This window comes from Casimicrobium huifangae (genome assembly GCF_009746125.1).
In the GTDB taxonomy this organism is placed as follows: Bacteria; Pseudomonadota; Gammaproteobacteria; order Burkholderiales; family Casimicrobiaceae; genus Casimicrobium; species Casimicrobium huifangae.
In genome coordinates this window covers 154,439-171,606 of the sequence record NZ_CP041352.1, presented here as the reverse complement: position 1 = coordinate 171,606, position 17,168 = coordinate 154,439, and the positions used below count along the sequence as shown (strand labels likewise).

The following is a 17,168-nucleotide window of genomic DNA, read 5'->3' as shown; positions in this document are numbered from 1 at the left end:
CCATGAACACGACGACCCGCATCAGCACCGCAGAACGCCTCGGCCGCAGCATCGGCCGTGGATGGCGTGGATACCTTCGTCGTGAACAGCGTGTCGCACGGTGGCTGGTGACGCTTGGAGTGCCAGTAGGGGGGGCTGCGGCAGTGCTTTGGATCGTCAAACTGGCCGTCCTTGGTGTGCTGCTCTATTCCGCGTTCTGGCTGGCATTGCTGCTGGTATTTGCGGTGATTGCAGCGGGAGTCATGGGGAACGCTGAACTGGATGATGAGCCACAGACAGAATGGCGTACTGGGCCGCTGGGATTCGGCCTGTACCATCCCGATGGTTCCAGGATCGACCCTCACGACCCTGATGCCGAGGCGTAGGACTCCGGGTTGTCTACTTCCTGCCACCTGCCTTTATCAGTGCGCCACCTCCCTTACTGCCCGCTGTCTGCGCATCCTTGGTGCCATTGATCAATGCCTGTGCAATGGCTCCAGCATGGAGACCTGCCCAAGTGAGGGCAGTCATCCAAAAGGCTGGCAGCACCAAGAACATCGTGCCCATGACGAACATCAGGAGCATGTCCCCGAAGGCGTTGTTCAGCCCCACCAGCGGGTCGAAGTTGGCGTGTGGCCGGTTCCAGCCGAAGCCCCAGCCGTAGAGCGCATCGAGGATGGTGCTGTCGATCCAGCGCGCGAGCTGGAACCAGAAATCGACGAAGAACAGCGCGAACTGCACGACGCTCACGGTAACGACGGTCTTCAGGTCGTAGGTGCCCACGACCAGCACCAGCGGGATGCAGATGACCAGCGCCATCTTGAGCAAGGCGAGCACCATGGGCAGCGCCTGGCGCACCACGTCCATGGCGGGAAACGCGGCAATCGCACCGACGGCCATTCCGACGTCGCCGGTGGCCCGCGTAACGATGTTCGGCAGGGTCTTGTCGATCTGGCCGCCGTAGTCTGTATAGACGCTGCCCTGGTTCAATTTCTGCTGCCGTGGCGAGGCGATGGTGCGGATCACCGAGTCGTCCACCTCAGCTCGGCTCAGGAAGCCGGCCCAGCCCGCTAGGCGATTCAGCAGGCTTGGGTCTACCTGCCCCAGCAGGCGCGCGCGCAGACCATTGCTGCCATCGGCCCACCACTGCCTGCAGGACGGATAACCGCCACCGCTGGCCACCTGCGCAAGCCCCGCGTCGCGGGTGCTGTCGTAGGGCCAGTCATCGCGTGGTGTGCTGGAGCGGTAGGTGTCGTAGTAGCCGCCGGTGTCCGTGAAGAAGCGCGAGCCGATCCAGGTCACGTCGTGCATCTGCGCTTCATCGAGGTTCGGGCGCTGCATGAAGAGCTTGGCGCGCGCTGGTCCGTAGCAGTCTCGCGAGAAATCCGCCACTTCCTGAGCCAGCACCGGGTCGTCGATGCGCGTGGCGTCGATCTCCATCCTCATCTGCCGCAGGTCTGTCCCGCAAGGGATCGCCGCCACCGATGCCCCCGTGACGGCGCGCGAGATGGCGTGCATGAAGGCCCACCACACCGGCACCTTCGCGGACTGGTTGTTGATGGTGCTGAAAGACTGCGACCAACCGGTATCCGTGGGTTGCGGCACGCTGACCTGGCATTGGGCCGAGCGCGTGCTGTCGTAGCGGATGGTGTTGAGATCCACGTCGATGAATGGAATACCGGCGAACATCACCACCACGATGGCGACGAACACCCGGTTCTCGATGCGCGCAGCCGAGAGCACGCCCTTGTTGCCTTCGTCGGCACCCTCCGCGCGGGCCTTCAGCCATTCCTGCACGATGATGGCAATGAAAGGCAGCGCGAATACACCGCTCGCCACCAGTACCGCCCAGATGCCGTTGTGGACGATCCACGACACCAGCGTGAGGTAGTACTCCAGGTAGTCGGTGGTGAAAAGCGTCATGGCCCCGATCTCCCCTCAAGCGGCCTGCATCAACAGGCTGGCTTCCAGCGCGACGATTGCGGCGACGCCGGCGATCTCGCTGCGCACCAGGCGACGCCGCGCCTGCTTATCCGCCCCGCGTTGGGCCTCACGCGCCAGCAGCCGGCGGCGCATCCAGACCCAGCCGTAGGCTGTCGCGCCGTACAGACACAGCCGCCACACCAGGAAGTAGCTCGCCGTGGCCGCGAGCCAGCGCTCCCAGCCGGCAACGCTGCCGACGAGATAAATGCCGACGATGTTGGCGCCCACAGCGGCGGCAACGAGCACCACCGTCCACAGCAACGCCTTCGCCGCGCGCTGGTTAAGCAGCCAGCGGGGGCGCAGCCAACTGGCGCGCGGCGGGTTCATGGGTTGCCTCCCGGATTGCCCTTCTGGAGCCGGTCGAGGCGGTCGGGTATGGGGTCGCCTTCGTAGATGCCACGCGAGCCAGCCGCGCGCGTGCCGTGGCGCTGGATGATGGCCATGGGGGAGTTGTTCGCCAGCTCGCGGCGCAGCTCCAGCTCGGTCTTGAGGTTGCGGATTTCCTGGTCGAGTGTGTCGCTTTCGTGGTTCACGGCCTCGACCGCCAACTGGTTCGCCGTGACGTTGGGCTCCTTCTTGCCGGTCAGCAGGGTGCGCTGGAGCAGCAATGCCTTCTCCAGCACAGACGCCAGCGCGACCTCCGAGGCCAGGCGCCGCGCCAGCAGGTCTTGATCCGGCTCGTCGCGCAGCGCCTCAATGACGCCGCGCGTGATGGGCAGCGAGGTGCTGCCAGCCGCGCGCAGGTTCTCGAAGGTGGTGTTGCGCGTTCCCGAGACCAGCTCCTGCAAGGCTTCCAGCTTGGCCTCGTATTCCTCCTGGATCAGCGGCGTCAGCCCGACGCCGGGCACTGTCTCGGTCTTGGTGCAGGCATCGCAGGTACGCTGCACCTGTTCCCCAAGAACCCGTGTGGCCCATTCAGTCGCTTGTTGTGGCGAGGTCCAGGTCTGGCAGGACAGACTCGCGCAACTGGCGGGGGCAATGGAGGATGCATCGGTCACGCTGCGGCCGTTGACCAGGTTGTAGCCCGCGCGGGTGACGTCGCCGACCACGCGGATGGCCGACTGACCTGCGCCGCCCGCATTGCTGCCACCGATCCAGGGTACGCCGTCGTTGCCACGGCGCGTTTCGGCCTGTTCGATCGCCGACACGGCATCCGTGCTCGACACCGCATCGCGCAGCGCCATGCCTTCGGCGACCTGGCTCCAGCCGAGCTGTCCGCCCGCCGTGTCGGCCATCTTCTCGGCCATGGCGCGGCAGGTCAGCTTGGAACGGTCGAAATCCAGCCGCGCCTGCAGCACGCCGTTGGTCAGCAGGTTGTACAGCCCCGGATCGGCACGCTGGATGATTAACGCAGGTAGCGATGCCACCGCGCTGGTGGCGCTCTGGATCACGTTGCTCATGATCTGCTGAAAGCCGTTGGTGACGCCGTTGAGCTGGTTGCGCAGCGTGGTCTGGATGCTCATGTCTCCGCAGATCAGGTTGCTGTTCCAACCCACGCCGACGCCGATCGAGCGCATGCCGGCCGCACGGCCCATGGACACCGCGCTGCCGCCGCCAATCGAATACATCACCTCGTCGCCGATGACGGAGCCGCCGGTCTGAAAGCCGGTCTGCGCCCACGCCAGACCGCCGCCAAGAACGAGCGCGCCAGCCAGCACCCCGGTCAATACCCGAGCCAATACCATGGGGCGCAGCAGGCGGCGTGCCTTTGGGGAGAGGTTCATCAGTTCAGGACGCTTCATCGCCGTACCCTCATTGGAAATCGACGCTGCCGAGGAACACTTGCCCCCGGCGTTCGCAGCACGCATAGGGACGCCACAGCGCCCAGGCGTAGTCGCCTTGCTGCGCCTGGGTCAGGAAGCCGCTGCGCGGGAACACCGTGCAGGACGAGGACAGGACGGGCGTGAGTTCCTGCCACTTGCCCGTCGAGGCATCGCCTTCCATCAGCGCGCCGGCAGGCCAGTAGCCGGGCCGCGAGTTGGCGAGCAGCGGCTGATAGACGTGAATCTGCCCACGGCGCGTGACGACATCGCCAGCGCGCTGGGCCACCACGGCGCCGGCCTTGTGGTCGTCGGCCTGGTGCAGGAAGCCGCCACGCGGATACACGTTGCCCCAGAGGTTCATCGTGGTGCGCGCGCCGACCTCGCGCCTGCCAGGAATCAGCGCCTCCGGGTAGACCATCTCGGGCACGTTGTAGCGCCAGGCCAGTGTGTCCAGGGTGCTGAGCAGGTACGGCATGAACGCCGTGCCCGCGCCCTCGCAGAAGTAGCCCGACGATGAGACGAACTGGTTGAACACCTCGACGCCGGGATGGCCGATGACGTCCGCGTTCTTGAACTTGGCGAGATTGTTCTCGTGGTCTTCGTTGGTGGTGCCGTCTCCGCCGGCCTGGGCCGAAGGGTTGGGCGTGCTCATCGGTCGAACTTCGACCCAGGGGTTCTCGCCGGTGTTGCTGTAGCTGGAGACGACCGCATCGGGGATGTAGTGGCGGACTTTGATGGACGTGCGCACCGTGCAGCCCGTCCAGGTGCAGTAGAGCCAGTAGCAGATGCCGACGACGCGGTATTCGAGGCAGTCTGGCGATGCCACTGAGCCAACGATGGTTGCGGTGTTGAGGGCGTAGCTGCCCGTGGCGCTGAGCAGCAGCACCGAGGCCACGCCAGCACGCAGGCGGCGCATCCGCTCGAAGGGTCGGGTCATGGCTGCGGCCTCCGGTGTTGCGCAATGCGCGCGACGGCACGGGCCACGTCCGGCTCGCCATAGACCACGTAACGCTGATCCACCACGACCGCCGGAATGCTGGTGACACCCAGGCTCCAGGCGTCGGCGACGCCCTGGTATGCCGACGCAATGCGGCGCTGGAGGTCGGCACCGCCGTTGTTCAGGCGGCGCTTGACGATGACCGCGGCCTGCTCAGGATCGGCGGGCAGCTGTGCGGAAAGCTCGGCTTCGATGCGCGGGCCTTCATCCAGCTCGATCAGCCGTTCCCCACCCATGGTCTTGACCGGGTGGCGGCTGTCGGTGACGACCACCACATCGGCGGCGAAGGTGGTTGGGCTGAAAACGGCCAAGGATGCCGGCAGTGCAACGGCCAGGCCAAGGGTTCGCCAGCCGGATGCGAAGCGGAATAAAGATGCTGGCATGTCGCGTGCCCTGGAAGTTGATCAGAGCCATAGTCGAACGCGAACCCGCTGCCGCCCCAACAAACAATGCGCATCGCGGGCACCCCGCATACCTGTTCGATGCTGCCGCATGGAAGAAAGCGGAGGCCGAAGCCCCCGCTGTGATTACAAAAGACCAGACTCGGCGAATGAGTACGGTGCGCCCTGACCAATCACAAAATGGTCGAGTACCCGCACGTCGATAAGCGCCAAGGCCGTCTTCAACTGTTCGGTCAGCAAGCGATCCGCATTGGATGGCTCGGTGGTGCCCGAGGGGTGCTGATGGGCGAAGATGACCGCAGCGGCGTTCAGTTGCAACGCTCGCTGCAGCACGACACGCGGATAAACCGAGGTCGCATTGATCGTTCCATGGAACATCGGCTCCACGGCCAGCACGTCGTGCATGCTGTTCATGAACACGACGACGAATATCTCATTGGGCTCGGCGACCAGCTTCAAGCGAAGGTAGTCCCTGACCGCAGCGGGCCGCTCAAGACGTGGCCCTGCTTTGAAAACCCGTCGCTCCAGCAACACGATGGCTTGCTGGACGATCCAGTCCTCGTTCTGAACAGAAATATCGGAAAGCGACTCCAGGCAGGAGTCATTGATGACGACAGACATGGCGAACCTCCAGGCAGGGAAATCGGAGGGCGCACATGCCCCTGGAGGGCAGGCCCTCCAGGGAATGGAACAACGGAACAAGGTGCATCCATCACCGCTGCTGCGGTGATCGTTCGCGGCAGGATGCGAGGCGAACGGGTAGCGGTCAGCGCAGCGTGCTGCGCCGTAGCCTCAATGATCGCAGGCTACCTGGGCATGTCGCCGACGACGTCGGCAGGCATTTCGGTAGTGGGTGAAGTGACCGAATCCTCAGCCGCCAGCATGTCCATGGCCGACAGCAGTGCATCGCCTTCGATCGGCCCCTGCAGCAGGATCGCCTGGCCGGTCTGGCGATCGTGCAGACGAATCGAAGGCGTCGCGGTCACACCGCCCTTCATGGCTTCCTCGGCCTGAGCGCGAATCAACGCTACGGGCCGCTCGCTGGCCAAACACTTCTCGACGGCTGGGTTGAGGCCGGGATAACGCAGACCCTCTGGCAAGCCCAGGCCGTCGCTGCGCGTGTGCGCATAGACCCATTCGATGGCCTGCCAGAAGGCCGCATGCCCACCTGTTTCGGCGGCGCACTCGGCCAGGCGTGCCTCGGCGGAGGCAGCCGGTTCGTGCGCGGCCAGCGGCTGGTGCTGCCATTGCAGGGCCACGTCCGCGTTGGCGCCCACCCAGCGCTTGAGCTGCGGGAAGTACGCTCGGCAGAACGGGCATTCGAGGTCGGCATAGAGCGTCAGCGTGAATCGGCCCTCGGGGTTGCCCATCTGCCAGGGAGGTCCGGCTACCTGCGCAGCACTGACCGGCGCGGGAGCCAGCGACGCGGGTTCGCTGGGAGTGCGGGACACGAGCCATATCAGCAGCAGTGTGATCAAGCCAGCGGCCAAGAACCAGGGCCAGCGCTTGCGCGAGCGCCGACGGCGGAACGCCTGCACCGGCATAGGAATGGAAGGACGTTTCGGTTTCACGGCAGTCTCCGGCGGCTATTGCGGCAGGCCCAAGGCTGGCGACTCGATGCCGCGCGCCTGGTCGATCTTCTCGGCCACCTTGAAGGCCGCGTCGAGTTCACTGATGCCGTGCTGCTGCATGAGTTGGTAACGCTCGGCTTTCTCCTCGGGTTCGGTCTGCGCGAGCGCGAGATAGAGGCTCGGTGGCACGGCCCGGAACAACACTTCCAGGCTCTTGGAGAGGATGACGCCCTCGGTGAACTTCCCAGCTTCTTTGCGCGCTGAAAGCATCAGCGCCTTCTGCGCAGGCGAGAGTTCGCGGAACCGGGCGATCTTCTCCACCTCATCGGGCGGCATCGACAGACAGATCCACCACTCGATCATGTTGAGCATGGGCTCTGCGGCGCGCGGCAAGTCGTCGATGTTTTGTGTGGCGAGCCAGAACCAGGCCCCCAACTTGCGCCACATCTTGGTGATCTTCACCACGTAGGGGGCGAGCAGCGGGTTCTTGGTGATGATGTGCCCTTCGTCGGTGACGTTGATGATCGGGCGGCCCAGGTACTGATCGCGCTCGGCAATGTTGTTCACCGTGCTGATCAGGCTGATGTAGGCAATGGAGAGCTGCGCGTTGTAGCCCTCGCGGGCATAGGTCGCCAGATCGACCAGGGTGATGTCGGCTTCGGGCCACGGCGAACCGTCGCGGTCGAACATTTCGCCGTCCGTGCCTTGGCAGAACATGTCCATGGCGTCGGCCATCTCCAGCAGTCGCACACGCCGCATTTCCGGCAGCATCGGGTCCTGGCTGCGCGTGCGCAGCGCGTTGCGCACATCGCGCGTGAGCACGGTGCGCTTCTCGCCATCCTTGCTGTGGCAGTTCTCTGCGGCATCAAGGATGCACTGACGGATCAGTGAGCGGTCGGCCCGCGTCATCCGGGCTTCTTCCTTGTCTTCGCCGCCGGTGATCATCAGCCTCGCGGTGATCTCCAATTCGCCCAGCACGTCGCGCTGCTCATCCGCCTCCATGGCCACAGCATCGGGTGGCAGGTCTTCATCCAGCGCATCGGCGTCGAGCGTCTGCACGTCGCTGGGCGTCTCGATCAGCCGCCGCGCATCCGCGAACGGCGCGAGCGTCACCCCCGAGCCGGGGGCCAGTTTGACCCGGTTCACGGTCAGACCCAGGCGCCGGGCAAAATCGCTGAACAAGCCAAAGCTGTTGCCGGCCTCCACAATGAACAGCCGTGGCCGGTAGATCGCCGTGACCTGATTCAAGAGGTTGTTGAGGGTCGCTGACTTGCCCGAACCCGTCGGGCCGAACAGAAACAGGTGGGCGTTCATCTGCCGATCCAGGCGGTTGAGCGGGTCGAAGGTGATCGGCCCGCCGCCGCGATTGAACATCGTGATGCCTGGATGCCCCGTGCCCTGGCTGCGCCCCCACACCGGCGAGAGATTGGCCGCATGCTGCGCGAACATCAGTTGCGTGTACCACTTCTTGCGATCCTGGCTGGGGTTGTAGCAGCACGGTAGCCAGCGCAGGTAGCTGTTGAGCGGCGCTACTTCGTCGTCCTCACGCACCGGCTGCAAGCCAGCGTTGAGCATCACGTTCGCCAGATCCAGACCGCGTCGGTCCAGCTCGGCCTCGTCGCGCCCGCGCAGATAGAACGCCAGCGTGCCGCGATAGAGCTTGTGCGCGCTGCCGATCAGGGAGCGGGCTTCATGCACGTCCTTGAGCGCCTGCTCCGACGCCAGGGTTTCGCCGACCGCTTTCTTGGCCAGGTGGTTCAAGTCCGCTTCAAGGACATCCTGCGGCGTGGCGACCATCGTCAGGCAAAGGGTGGTGTCCTCGGGCATCTGGTCGAACAGCGTGTTGATGGCGTCGCCTTTGCGGGTTTCGCCGGTCAGGTGCCCCGTGCCCGGCGGCATGCGCAGGCGGTCGGTGATCAGCACGCGGTGCGGCATGCCGTCGAAATGCCAGGTGCCGTGCGCCACGTCGGTACGCGGCTGGCCGAAGAACAGCCGCTGGCTGAAATCCCGCCCGCTCGCCAATTCGATCTCGCCGTCTTCGCCGGCCTCCGTACTTTCGGGGTAGCGCGCCAGCGCATAGAAGCGCTCCCGGTCTTCGGCCCCAGGCCCGAGCAGCGTGGGACGCGGGTTGAACCAGCGCAGCAGCCAGTCGTGAACATCCGCAGCCACCATGCGCCGGGCCTGAATGCCGGCGTTCGCCAGTCCGCCGCACAGGCGGTCGCAGACGATATTGAGCATCTGCTCGGGCGTCTGGCCGCGGCGGCTGTTTTGCCCTTGGCCGGTCACGCGGCGATAGACCACCATGCGCACGCGCCGGGTCTGGCCGCGCCAGCGCAGCCGTGTGACCACCGTGTCCTCGAACAGACCGCCCGGCTTGGCCACCGCGCGCAGGTGGTGGCCGAAGAAGCGCAGGTAGAACTCGCTGAACGCCGTATCACGGGCGCGCGGCTGCACATAGTCGCGCAGGGTCTGCATGTACTGGTCGAAACTGGGCTCGTCCTGAACGTAGAGCTGCAGCACCCAGGGGTTCTCGTCCAGTTCATCGAAACTGTCCTGCAGCGCGTTCTCCAAGGCATCGCGGGCCTGCGCGAGCCAGCCGGGTTCACGGCCTTCGGTGCCCAGCGGCACCAGCTCGTAGAACGCCGCCACCGATTGCCCGTCCTCCAGCAACATGGCTTTCGACTGCGGCAGGAACTCCACCCAGGGCAGCAGTTCCACGAACGACGGCGCGACCTCGTACAGCGCCTGCTCGTCTGCCAGGGTCGCCGACCTGCGAGCTTGCACCGCCGTGCCGGGTTCGGGGATGCCGGCCTGACGCAGTGCCCCGACGTGGCGCTGCCAGCCGTCCGGCTGCTCGTCATCGCCAGCGCCGGACGCGTCCAGCTTCGGTGCGGCCAGCTTCGGCCAGGAGAGTTTCCAGCGCATCAGTAGTCCTCCACGCGCTCGCCTGGCATGGCGTACTGCACGCGCTGGTACAGCGGGAACACGGTCGTATAGCCCGGAATCGGCACCGGGTCGGTGCCCGCCAAATGGGGATACACGTACATCACGAGATCGGGGTTTGGCAGGCGTTGGAACTGGCGATAGACCTCGTTGCGCGCCGTGCGCGTGTAGCGCATCTGCTCGGCAGGTGCGACCTGCACATCCGTCTCGGTCAGCGGCCTGCGCAGGCTCTGGCGTGCATCGAGCAACTGCCTGCGCGCCACCTGGCCGGCGCCACCGCCGCCGTCTCCGGCGTTCTGCTGCCAGATGTCCATCATCGTGCTGTCGCCGTGGGTCAGCAGCTTTTCCTTGTTGGTGGCGCAGCCGCCGAGCAGCGCGACGGTCAAGGCCAGCGCCAGGCCCTGAGCCCAGCTATTCAAGTTCGAGAGCATGGCTGTCTCCTGCGCGGTGATCGACCTTGCGGCCTTCTGGGTCGAAGTCGATGGCGAGCGGTTTTTCGAGGTGGACGGCGACCTTGGCACCGGGCTGCACATAAACGGCAGCGAAGGCCTGGCCGTAGAGCTTGTTGACCCAGCTCGACATATCCTGAACGCCACTGGCGAGAATCCGGCCCACGGCTTCCTGGCCGCTGATGCCCACGCTGCCGATGGAGCCGTCGGCGCCGACATAGGACGCCCTGCCGCTGTCGGATTCGATCAGTGAGGCCACGCCAGCGCCAGCCGCCGTGATCAGCGCCTGGGTGCCGAGGTACTGCTGCGCATTGCTGCGCCGCTCGCCGCTGACACAGGGAATGCCGTGCGGATCGCTGATCCAGCCCAGGCCGTCGCGTTGTTGGTTGTTTTGCTGGTTGCCCTCGCGATCCTCGGGAATGGTGCGGATGGTCCCGTCATGGAACGCGAAGGTGATGCTGCGCACCTGGCCGCGCACACACGAAAGCGTCCAGTCGCCCGATGCGGTGCCGGAGAACACGGCTCCGGCCACATCGGGAATGTCGATGCCGTTCGCGGTCAAATTGTCCGGCCCGACCAAGACCTTGAAGGGGTATGGATCGTTCACCGTGCCGTCGATCGGCACGCGGCCAATCAGCGCCGTCATCGCCACCGACCCCATCAGCGTCGAGTTGGTCGGCACGGTATAGACGGGCGTCGCGCTCTTGACGCCTGCCGCGCGTGCGCCCGCGTTCGCCACGGTTTGCGCTGTGGTTTCCAGCGTGCTCTGTGCGGAACCGAAGCTGGTGGGGAAGCTTATGCTGCCATTCGGCCTGCCGCGCCCGTCGCTTTGTTTCGCGTCATCCGGCTCCACCCAGCGCATACCGCCTTCCATGCCGGCCTCGTCGCCGTCACGCAGGCCCAGCCCCACCGGTAAATCGGCATGGCCGCCGCCACGCCCGCCGATGCTGTCCAGGCGTTGCTGCAGGTCGGCGAGCAGCCCCTCGGTCTGCTGGCGCGCGCTGGCCGCCTGCTGCTGGTCGCGGCGCAGGTTGGATCGCTCGGATTCGAGCGCCGAACTGATGCGCTGGTCGATGGCGTTCTCGCGCTGGCGCAGTCGCTGATTCTCCTCACGCTGCGACCTGTTGTCGGACAGCGCGGTCTGAAGTTCGGTGCGCAACTGCTTCACCTGGGCAACGAGTGTTGCCACGGTGTCGCGCGGGGTATCGCCCTCGATGCCCAGCGCCTTCATTTCCTCCGGCGTGAGCCTGCTGCTGCCGTCCGCGACAGGCGGCGCCGACGCGCCGTCACCGGAGAACAATCGGATAGCGACAAACAGCACCAGCAGGGCCACGGGGATCAGCAGCCATTTCAGGAGTCCGTTACTGCGCATGGCGGGCCTCCCTGTCGTCGCGGGCTGCTGCTTTGGGCTGCGGGAGATGCACAGCGGGGTCGAAACGATGAATCGCTGGCAGCAACGACTGCGCGAGCCCGTGCCCGCGCGTCACCAGGTACAGGACGGTGGTGTCCTCGGGGGTTCCGCGCGGGCCAAGCGCCTCGTGCTGGAAAGTGGCGGTGAGGAAATCCCCTTGCAGCATGCGCGGGTCGAGGCTGATCCAGTCGCTCCCGCTGTTGGTCAGGCGCACGGCAGTGACCCACTGGTCTTCCAGCCGCCACGACGCGAGCGCGACCGCGCGAGCCGGCAAGGTCGGCATCAGCGTGCCGAGGTCGAGGTCGCGGCGCAGGTTGACCCGCATGACGCCTGGCAAGGCTTCCACGGTACGCAGCGGCGCATAGAGGTTCTGTGCCGCGAAGCGTGTCAGCACGACGGGAATTGGCGTTTCGCGCCGCGCCGTCCGGGTGTCAGATTGATTCTGGGCGCGCGCCTGCGGCGCATCGGCACCGTCAGGCTGATCGCCATAGCGTGCCGGTGCGCTGTTGCCCTCAACGATGCGCACCGGTTCCAGCTCGGCCTCGCCGTCCTTGGGCGGCTCCGCCGCAATGTCGAGCAGGATCAACGCGCCCGTGTCGGCGTCCTGCAATTGCAGCCGTGTGGGCTCGATCGGCTCGTTGGCACGCAGGTATATCGCGCCACCTGCGCTCTGCACGCGCAGTCGCTCACCGACGCCCGCAGGCACGCCCACGCGGACGTTTCGGTCGATGAACACGATGCGCTCCTGGCCGACCTTCAACGGCACCGCCAGCGGCATGCGCTCCCAACGCAGGATCTCCACAGCATGGGCTACAGGTGCTGCGACCACGGCCAGCAGCCCCAGCAGCGCGAATACAGGATGCTTCATGGGCTTCATGGGGAATTACCTCCTTGAGGCGCTTGCGGCGTCAGGCCACCAGGCACCGGGCGCGTCGGCTCCGGTGCGCTGATGCGCTGGGGCGTGCCCTCGTAGCAGTCGAGCACCAGGCCGAACGGGTTGCGTGCTGGATCGACGTCCACCCGTGCGACCTTCACGGGGTAGCGCACCAGGGCGCGCTTGACCTGCTCGGCGCCGTAGTACTCGTCGGCGCTGATGTCCAGCGTCACCACCCAGTCGCGGTCGGAGATCACACGCACGCGCGCCGTGGGGTTGTCGCCATAACTGCGGCCGGGGATTTCGTAGATGCCGCGCACCCGCTGGCGCAGTTCGCCCGTGCTGCGGCGATAGTCGTAGTCCGCCTTGAGGAATGCCTGGCAGGACGGGGTGAGGTACGGCGAGAGCGTATGGAGGTTGCGCGGGTAGTCCTCTTCGCCATTTGTGGGCCAGCGATTGAGTGTCTGGAACACGTAGAACGTGAACGCATAGACCGATTCAGGCGGTACTTCCCACCACTTGCGGGTACTGCCGGAGCGCAGGTCAGGCGGAACGTGGATGGTCAGATCACGCGGTGCGCTCCACCATCCTCCGCCCATGACCAGGGCGACGATGACCAGCGCGCCAGCACCCAGGCGAAGCGTCTTGATGTGCGCCTGCAGGTGGGTGATCTCGTTCTTGAAACGGCTCATCGTGCGTCCCCGTGCGTGCCCCTGCGGGTAGTCCAGAAGCCAGAGCGCGAGATCAACACATGGCCGCCCACCCAGCCGGCCATCAGCGGATGGCGCGTGGCGATGCGCCACTGCAACTGCCGGTACAGCCAGGTGTCGGGACGCCCACGCTTGAGGCGGCGCAGGATGCCGCCGCCGATGAACACGCCCAGGGCCACGCCCAGGACAACAAAGGTCGGCGCGATGGCAATCGTGCGGAACACCCAGGACAGCGGCACGCCGACCACCAGGCCTGCGGCGCCGGACAGGCCGCAGCAAATCCACAGCTCGTCGGCGGTGAGTCCGCGCACGACCACCGGGTGCCTGTTGAGCCGGTGTGGAAGGAACGTGACTGTCCCATCGACACGGACATGCTGTTGCTCGGACATGGCCCGTCCTCGCTTACAGGATGCCGGTGGCTTCGGTGAGCAGCCAGATGCCGATCACGAGCAGGACAGCGCCGATGGCGACCGTGAGGCCGAACTGGCCCCAGGTCTTGCGGCCGGTGTGGATTTCCGCGTAGGTGCCGTAGGCGTGGTAGCACACGCCAATAAACATCGACGCCACCACCAAGAGGGCCACGAGCATGATGATGTCGTAGCCGTAGTTCCTGATCGTGTCCATGATGCCGCTGCCGGCGCCGCGGGTCGGGTTTTCCAATTGCGGCAGACCTTGCGCGAACGACAGCGCGGGCAGCGCAACGGTACCCAGCGCCACAGCGGCGCGTTGGGCAAAACGAGTAGAGAGGATGCGGTTTTGCATGGTCAATCCCTTCAGGTCAGGAGAGGAGGAAGAAAGTCAGCACGAGGTACATCGCGACGAAGCGGATGCAGACACCGAGGAACTGGCGCTGGTTGAGGCGGTTCTCGGCCCACCCCACGTAGGCCGTTCGGATGGCCCAGACGCCCCAGACGAGCAGAACCGCGAACACGACGCCGACCAGGACGGTCGCCATTGCGGACGGCGCGATGCCGCTGTTGGCTTGAAATGCCGAGACCTGGGCACCGTTCATGGCTTGCCCTGCGCAGTCGTCGGCAGCGATGGCGGGGTGACCAGCTCGGTGCGGTACTCGCCAGCCAGTTCGGAAAGGTCGCGCGGCTGGGCGCGCGAAGGGTTGAGATGGGCCTGGATGCCGGCGCGCACACGCGCCAGATCAGCCAGCAGTCGTGGGTAATCGAAGTGGTAGCGCTCGCCCGGCTGGATGGGGTCATGCGCGGCGCCACCCGCGACGGTGCGCTCCAGCGCATCGAGCTGGCGCAGCGCAGCGACCAGCTCCTGGCGCTGTGCCGGGGATTCGGCCAACGCCATCGAAGACTGCCCCAGCAGCAGGGCCGTCACGAGAAAAGTGGGCACGCCGCGATGCGCGGCGCGCAGCCAGATCGGAGCCAACATCGCGCCATTCCTGTGTGATCAGCAATGGCTTGATCGTGGAGATCAGAGGCATTTCAGGCCGCAAACAATAAGAACCTGCGGATGACCGGATTGATGGGAGAGGCACTTCCCAGATATGAATAAGCCCAATTGATGTACGATTGACGTACATCGTCAACTCCCTTATCTTTGGAGGGATATAGCCTGTCCATTCCGAGGCGCAATATGACCGCAGCAGCCCATCATCCGGGAGGAGTTCTCGCCCAGCGTCTTGAGGCTGTTGGTGTGTCGCCGACTGAGTTGGCGCGTCAGCTTGGCGTCCCTGCTAATAGGGTCACCCAGATAATCAACGGCAAACGTGGGGTCACTGGTGACTCGGCGCTACGGTTTGCTCATTGGTTCGGTGACGCCCCAGAGTTCTGGATGAACTTGCAATCGCGGTACGACTTGGAACTTGCAGAGGCTGAATCGGGACGAGCTATCAGGTCGCTCCCTACTGGCCCAGCCGTTCGCGGCCATAAGCCTAACAGGCATGTGAAATCTACGTAGGAAAGGTCTTTTATGAAAAAAGGCAGAAAAGCCTTTTCTCACTGTAGTGAGGGTGCTTGGAGAGGGGCAGCGTATGACTGATGATGCACCAACAGACATCACATTCCACTATCCACCGGAGCTGTTTAATCTACTGGTGGATGTTGTGCCGCTACTCAATCGTTCGAAGCAGGATGTGCTGGTGTTCTTCCGGGGTGCAGGGGTGCCTGACAACATGACTTCTGACGTTGCCGCTCACTTGAGGGTCACACCGAAGGATGTCAACAAGTACCAGATGGTTCGCACGGTGCTTGAACGCCTCAACGCAAAGGGGGAACACGCTCTCCGTGAACGGCGCGAAGTACTGCGGCGCGTGGTGGACTTTGCGAACTTCGATTCGTGCTGGCCCGCCGACCAGCTCAAGGCCAAGGGCCTTGTCGCTAGTATCCGCGAAGTCGTTAACCAGAAAGACGCTTTCACGCGCATGAACAATGCCCGCGAAGAAGAACGACAAGCTCGCCTCGCCGAGTCGAAGCGGATCGCAGCAGAAAATCGCGAGCGCAGTTCCAGGATCGAAAATGCCAAGCAGGGTTTGTATGCATTGTTTGGCACTGCCGCGACGGCGCAGGAACGCGGGAAAATGCTGGAAACGGCCCTCAATAATCTATTCCAAGCCTACGGCGTCCTCATTCATAAAGCCTTCCACTTGGTTGGTGAGGCTGGTGAAGGGATTGTCGAGCAAATTGATGGGGTTATTGAACTCGGCGGTGTTCTGTACTTCGTAGAAATGAAGTGGTAGAAGTGGCCCCACATTTCAAGACAGCAGGATAAGTGGAAACTCGGATAGCAAATGACGCGGCGGAAGCCGCGAGAAAGACTATTCGATGTCAACGAAGAAGAGCAGCGCAATTCGGCGCCAGCGGCGCAAGCTCACACCGGAATTCAAAGCCAGGGTTGCCCTGGCAGCGCTGCGGGAGGACGCAACGACAGCCGAGTTGGTGGCACGTTTTGACGTTCACGCCAACCAGATCAGCGAATGGAAGAAGCTATTGCTGGAGCGCGCCACACTCGCCTTTGGCGGGAGCACGACGCTGGCCGCTGGCGACGACGAAGCGCTCGTCAAGGCCCAGACCAAGATTGGGCAACAAGCCTTGGAGATTGATTTTTTAGAACGCGCGCTCACCAAGGTCGGATTGCTGAGCGCCGGGAAATGATCGACCGGACGCACAAACTATCGCTGACGCGGCAGGCCACGCTGGTTGGCATCAGCCGCTCGGCGGTGTACTACCAGGCCGTGGCGGTCTCCGAGCGCGATCTGGCGCTGATGCGGCGCATCGATGAGCTGCATCTGGAGCAGCCGTTCTGGGGCTCGCGGGGCCTCTTGCGCATGCTCAGGCGCGACGCATCGATCAAGCCCTGGATCGAGCAACAACCCTTGGGGCGCAAGCACGTCGCCACCCTCATGCGGCGCATGGGGATTGAGGCGCAGTGTCCAAAGCCCGGCACCAGCAAGCGAGGGCGTGGCCCCCGGCACAAGGTGTTCCCCTACCTGCTCGGCAGCATCAACTTCGAACAGATGGACGCCAACACGGTCTGGGCGCTCGACACCACCTACATCCCGATGCGTCACGGCTTCGCCTACCTCACCGCCGTGATCGACGTGGCCAGCCGCCGAGTGCTCGCGCACAAGCTCTGCACCACGCTGGAGGCGTATCACGCCGTCGAGATCGTCGAGCAGGCGATCCATCGCTTCGGTACGCCCGAGATCGTCAACACCGATCAGGGCAGCCAGTTCACCGCGCTCAAATTCGTTGAGGCGATCACGACGCGCAACATCAAGCTATCGATGGACGGTAGGGGGGCGTGGCGCGACAACGTCTTCGTCGAACGCTTCTGGCGAACAATCAAATACGAGCGCATCTACAAGCGTGCCTACGATACGGTGAGCCAGGCACGCGCCGACGTGGCTGAGTACATCGACTGGTACAACGAGCAGCGACCGCACACTTCCAACGAAATGGAGCAGACGCCGAAACAAGCCTACGACAATTCACGGGAGAAACTGGCGGCACGGAGCTTGAAGGCGGCTGCGTAGAATGAAGCGAACCGGCGTGCTCCGCGTTACCCACGGCGCGCGCGAAACGTGCTCTATACGACGAGTTTTCGCGCGCGCCGTGGATAACGCTAC

At 64.6% G+C, this 17,168-nt stretch carries 19 protein-coding genes and 1 pseudogene; 4 read left to right on the top strand and 16 right to left on the bottom strand.

Annotated features, from left to right (window positions below):
- Positions 1-2: 2 nt before the first annotated feature.
- On the top strand, positions 3-365 hold the full coding sequence (locus tag FKL89_RS00805; RefSeq protein WP_033990575.1) for a DUF3742 family protein: 363 nt from the start codon (positions 3-5) through the stop codon (positions 363-365).
- A gap of 13 nt (positions 366-378) precedes the next feature.
- On the opposite strand, the gene FKL89_RS00800 is transcribed toward FKL89_RS00805, so the two are convergent.
- From FKL89_RS00800 to FKL89_RS00725, 16 genes are all read right to left on the bottom strand, one after another.
- The gene (locus FKL89_RS00800) at positions 379-1,902 is read right to left on the bottom strand and encodes a conjugal transfer protein TraG N-terminal domain-containing protein (RefSeq protein ID WP_106685108.1); all 1,524 of its coding nucleotides are present in this window, start codon (positions 1,900-1,902) and stop codon (positions 379-381) included.
- A gap of 15 nt (positions 1,903-1,917) precedes the next feature.
- Positions 1,918-2,289: a hypothetical protein gene (locus tag FKL89_RS00795; RefSeq protein ID WP_077565941.1), complete on the bottom strand. Its 372-nt coding sequence runs from the start codon at positions 2,287-2,289 to the stop codon at positions 1,918-1,920.
- A complete protein-coding gene (locus FKL89_RS00790) occupies positions 2,286-3,704 on the bottom strand; it encodes an integrating conjugative element protein (RefSeq protein WP_077565943.1) in 1,419 nt (472 codons plus the stop codon). The genes FKL89_RS00795 and FKL89_RS00790 overlap by 4 nt, the downstream gene beginning before the upstream one ends.
- A 10-nt stretch (positions 3,705-3,714) precedes the next feature.
- Positions 3,715-4,662 (bottom strand): TIGR03756 family integrating conjugative element protein, encoded by a 948-nt coding sequence (locus FKL89_RS00785; protein WP_094226370.1) that lies wholly within the window; start codon positions 4,660-4,662, stop codon positions 3,715-3,717.
- The gene (locus FKL89_RS00780; RefSeq protein WP_156860849.1) at positions 4,659-5,105 is read right to left on the bottom strand and encodes a TIGR03757 family integrating conjugative element protein; all 447 of its coding nucleotides are present in this window, start codon (positions 5,103-5,105) and stop codon (positions 4,659-4,661) included. Before FKL89_RS00780 ends, FKL89_RS00785 begins: the two co-directional genes overlap by 4 nt.
- Positions 5,106-5,249: 144 nt before the next feature.
- The gene (gene radC, locus FKL89_RS00775) at positions 5,250-5,744 is read right to left on the bottom strand and encodes a RadC family protein (RefSeq protein ID WP_026383922.1); all 495 of its coding nucleotides are present in this window, start codon (positions 5,742-5,744) and stop codon (positions 5,250-5,252) included.
- A gap of 185 nt (positions 5,745-5,929) precedes the next feature.
- Positions 5,930-6,694, bottom strand: a complete 765-nt coding sequence (locus FKL89_RS00770; RefSeq protein WP_156860848.1) for a DsbA family protein — start codon at positions 6,692-6,694, stop codon at positions 5,930-5,932.
- 15 nt (positions 6,695-6,709) lie between these two features.
- On the bottom strand, positions 6,710-9,619 hold the full coding sequence (locus tag FKL89_RS00765) for a conjugative transfer ATPase (protein WP_156860847.1): 2,910 nt from the start codon (positions 9,617-9,619) through the stop codon (positions 6,710-6,712).
- The gene (locus tag FKL89_RS00760; RefSeq protein WP_156860846.1) at positions 9,619-10,068 is read right to left on the bottom strand and encodes a TIGR03751 family conjugal transfer lipoprotein; all 450 of its coding nucleotides are present in this window, start codon (positions 10,066-10,068) and stop codon (positions 9,619-9,621) included. Before FKL89_RS00760 ends, FKL89_RS00765 begins: the two co-directional genes overlap by 1 nt.
- Positions 10,049-11,458, bottom strand: a complete 1,410-nt coding sequence (locus FKL89_RS00755) for a TIGR03752 family integrating conjugative element protein (protein ID WP_156860845.1) — start codon at positions 11,456-11,458, stop codon at positions 10,049-10,051. Before FKL89_RS00755 ends, FKL89_RS00760 begins: the two co-directional genes overlap by 20 nt.
- Positions 11,448-12,365, bottom strand: a complete 918-nt coding sequence (locus tag FKL89_RS00750; protein ID WP_156864496.1) for a TIGR03749 family integrating conjugative element protein — start codon at positions 12,363-12,365, stop codon at positions 11,448-11,450. Before FKL89_RS00750 ends, FKL89_RS00755 begins: the two co-directional genes overlap by 11 nt.
- A 5-nt stretch (positions 12,366-12,370) precedes the next feature.
- Positions 12,371-13,063 carry a PFL_4703 family integrating conjugative element protein gene (locus FKL89_RS00745; protein ID WP_022579863.1) on the bottom strand — a complete coding sequence of 231 codons (693 nt, stop codon included), beginning with the start codon at positions 13,061-13,063 and terminating at the stop codon, positions 12,371-12,373.
- Positions 13,060-13,470 (bottom strand): TIGR03750 family conjugal transfer protein, encoded by a 411-nt coding sequence (locus FKL89_RS00740; RefSeq protein ID WP_033991615.1) that lies wholly within the window; start codon positions 13,468-13,470, stop codon positions 13,060-13,062. Before FKL89_RS00740 ends, FKL89_RS00745 begins: the two co-directional genes overlap by 4 nt.
- A gap of 13 nt (positions 13,471-13,483) precedes the next feature.
- Positions 13,484-13,843, bottom strand: a complete 360-nt coding sequence (locus tag FKL89_RS00735) for a TIGR03745 family integrating conjugative element membrane protein (protein ID WP_022579862.1) — start codon at positions 13,841-13,843, stop codon at positions 13,484-13,486.
- Between the two features lie 16 nt (positions 13,844-13,859).
- A complete protein-coding gene (locus FKL89_RS00730) occupies positions 13,860-14,093 on the bottom strand; it encodes a TIGR03758 family integrating conjugative element protein (RefSeq protein ID WP_022579861.1) in 234 nt (77 codons plus the stop codon).
- Positions 14,090-14,473 carry an integrative conjugative element protein, RAQPRD family gene (locus FKL89_RS00725; RefSeq protein ID WP_022579860.1) on the bottom strand — a complete coding sequence of 128 codons (384 nt, stop codon included), beginning with the start codon at positions 14,471-14,473 and terminating at the stop codon, positions 14,090-14,092. The genes FKL89_RS00730 and FKL89_RS00725 overlap by 4 nt, the downstream gene beginning before the upstream one ends.
- Before the next feature lie 204 nt (positions 14,474-14,677).
- On the opposite strand from FKL89_RS00725, the gene FKL89_RS00720 reads away from it, so the two are divergent.
- The 3 genes and pseudogenes from FKL89_RS00720 to FKL89_RS00710 all read left to right on the top strand — a co-directional run bounded on the left by FKL89_RS00720 (position 14,678) and on the right by FKL89_RS00710 (position 17,075).
- Positions 14,678-15,001: a HigA family addiction module antitoxin gene (locus FKL89_RS00720; RefSeq protein ID WP_034027947.1), complete on the top strand. Its 324-nt coding sequence runs from the start codon at positions 14,678-14,680 to the stop codon at positions 14,999-15,001.
- A 73-nt stretch (positions 15,002-15,074) separates the two neighbouring features.
- Positions 15,075-15,776, top strand: a pseudogene (locus FKL89_RS00715) (restriction endonuclease); the annotation flags it as partial.
- Between the two features lie 88 nt (positions 15,777-15,864).
- Positions 15,865-17,075, top strand: a protein-coding gene (locus tag FKL89_RS00710) for an IS3 family transposase (RefSeq protein WP_156860844.1) whose coding sequence is annotated in 2 segments (ribosomal slippage) — positions 15,865-16,150 and positions 16,150-17,075 — 1,212 coding nt in all. Because the reading frame shifts where the segments join, the coding sequence is not laid out codon by codon here.
- Positions 17,076-17,168: the final 93 nt, after the last annotated feature.

Coding starts and splice junctions, on each gene's coding strand:
- FKL89_RS00740 (WP_033991615.1), bottom strand. CDS start 13,470: ATGTCCGAGCAACAGCATGTCCGTGTCGATGGGACAGTCACGTTCCTT.
- FKL89_RS00750 (WP_156864496.1), bottom strand. CDS start 12,365: ATGAAGCATCCTGTATTCGCGCTGCTGGGGCTGCTGGCCGTGGTCGCA.
- FKL89_RS00795 (WP_077565941.1), bottom strand. CDS start 2,289: ATGAACCCGCCGCGCGCCAGTTGGCTGCGCCCCCGCTGGCTGCTTAAC.
- FKL89_RS00785 (WP_094226370.1), bottom strand. CDS start 4,662: ATGACCCGACCCTTCGAGCGGATGCGCCGCCTGCGTGCTGGCGTGGCC.
- FKL89_RS00755 (WP_156860845.1), bottom strand. CDS start 11,458: ATGCGCAGTAACGGACTCCTGAAATGGCTGCTGATCCCCGTGGCCCTG.
- FKL89_RS00725 (WP_022579860.1), bottom strand. CDS start 14,473: ATGTTGGCTCCGATCTGGCTGCGCGCCGCGCATCGCGGCGTGCCCACT.
- FKL89_RS00765 (WP_156860847.1), bottom strand. CDS start 9,619: ATGCGCTGGAAACTCTCCTGGCCGAAGCTGGCCGCACCGAAGCTGGAC.
- FKL89_RS00745 (WP_022579863.1), bottom strand. CDS start 13,063: ATGAGCCGTTTCAAGAACGAGATCACCCACCTGCAGGCGCACATCAAG.
- FKL89_RS00730 (WP_022579861.1), bottom strand. CDS start 14,093: ATGAACGGTGCCCAGGTCTCGGCATTTCAAGCCAACAGCGGCATCGCG.
- radC (WP_026383922.1), bottom strand. CDS start 5,744: ATGTCTGTCGTCATCAATGACTCCTGCCTGGAGTCGCTTTCCGATATT.
- FKL89_RS00790 (WP_077565943.1), bottom strand. CDS start 3,704: ATGAAGCGTCCTGAACTGATGAACCTCTCCCCAAAGGCACGCCGCCTG.
- FKL89_RS00805 (WP_033990575.1), top strand. CDS start 3: ATGAACACGACGACCCGCATCAGCACCGCAGAACGCCTCGGCCGCAGC.
- FKL89_RS00780 (WP_156860849.1), bottom strand. CDS start 5,105: ATGCCAGCATCTTTATTCCGCTTCGCATCCGGCTGGCGAACCCTTGGC.
- FKL89_RS00760 (WP_156860846.1), bottom strand. CDS start 10,068: ATGCTCTCGAACTTGAATAGCTGGGCTCAGGGCCTGGCGCTGGCCTTG.
- FKL89_RS00800 (WP_106685108.1), bottom strand. CDS start 1,902: ATGACGCTTTTCACCACCGACTACCTGGAGTACTACCTCACGCTGGTG.
- FKL89_RS00735 (WP_022579862.1), bottom strand. CDS start 13,843: ATGCAAAACCGCATCCTCTCTACTCGTTTTGCCCAACGCGCCGCTGTG.
- FKL89_RS00720 (WP_034027947.1), top strand. CDS start 14,678: ATGACCGCAGCAGCCCATCATCCGGGAGGAGTTCTCGCCCAGCGTCTT.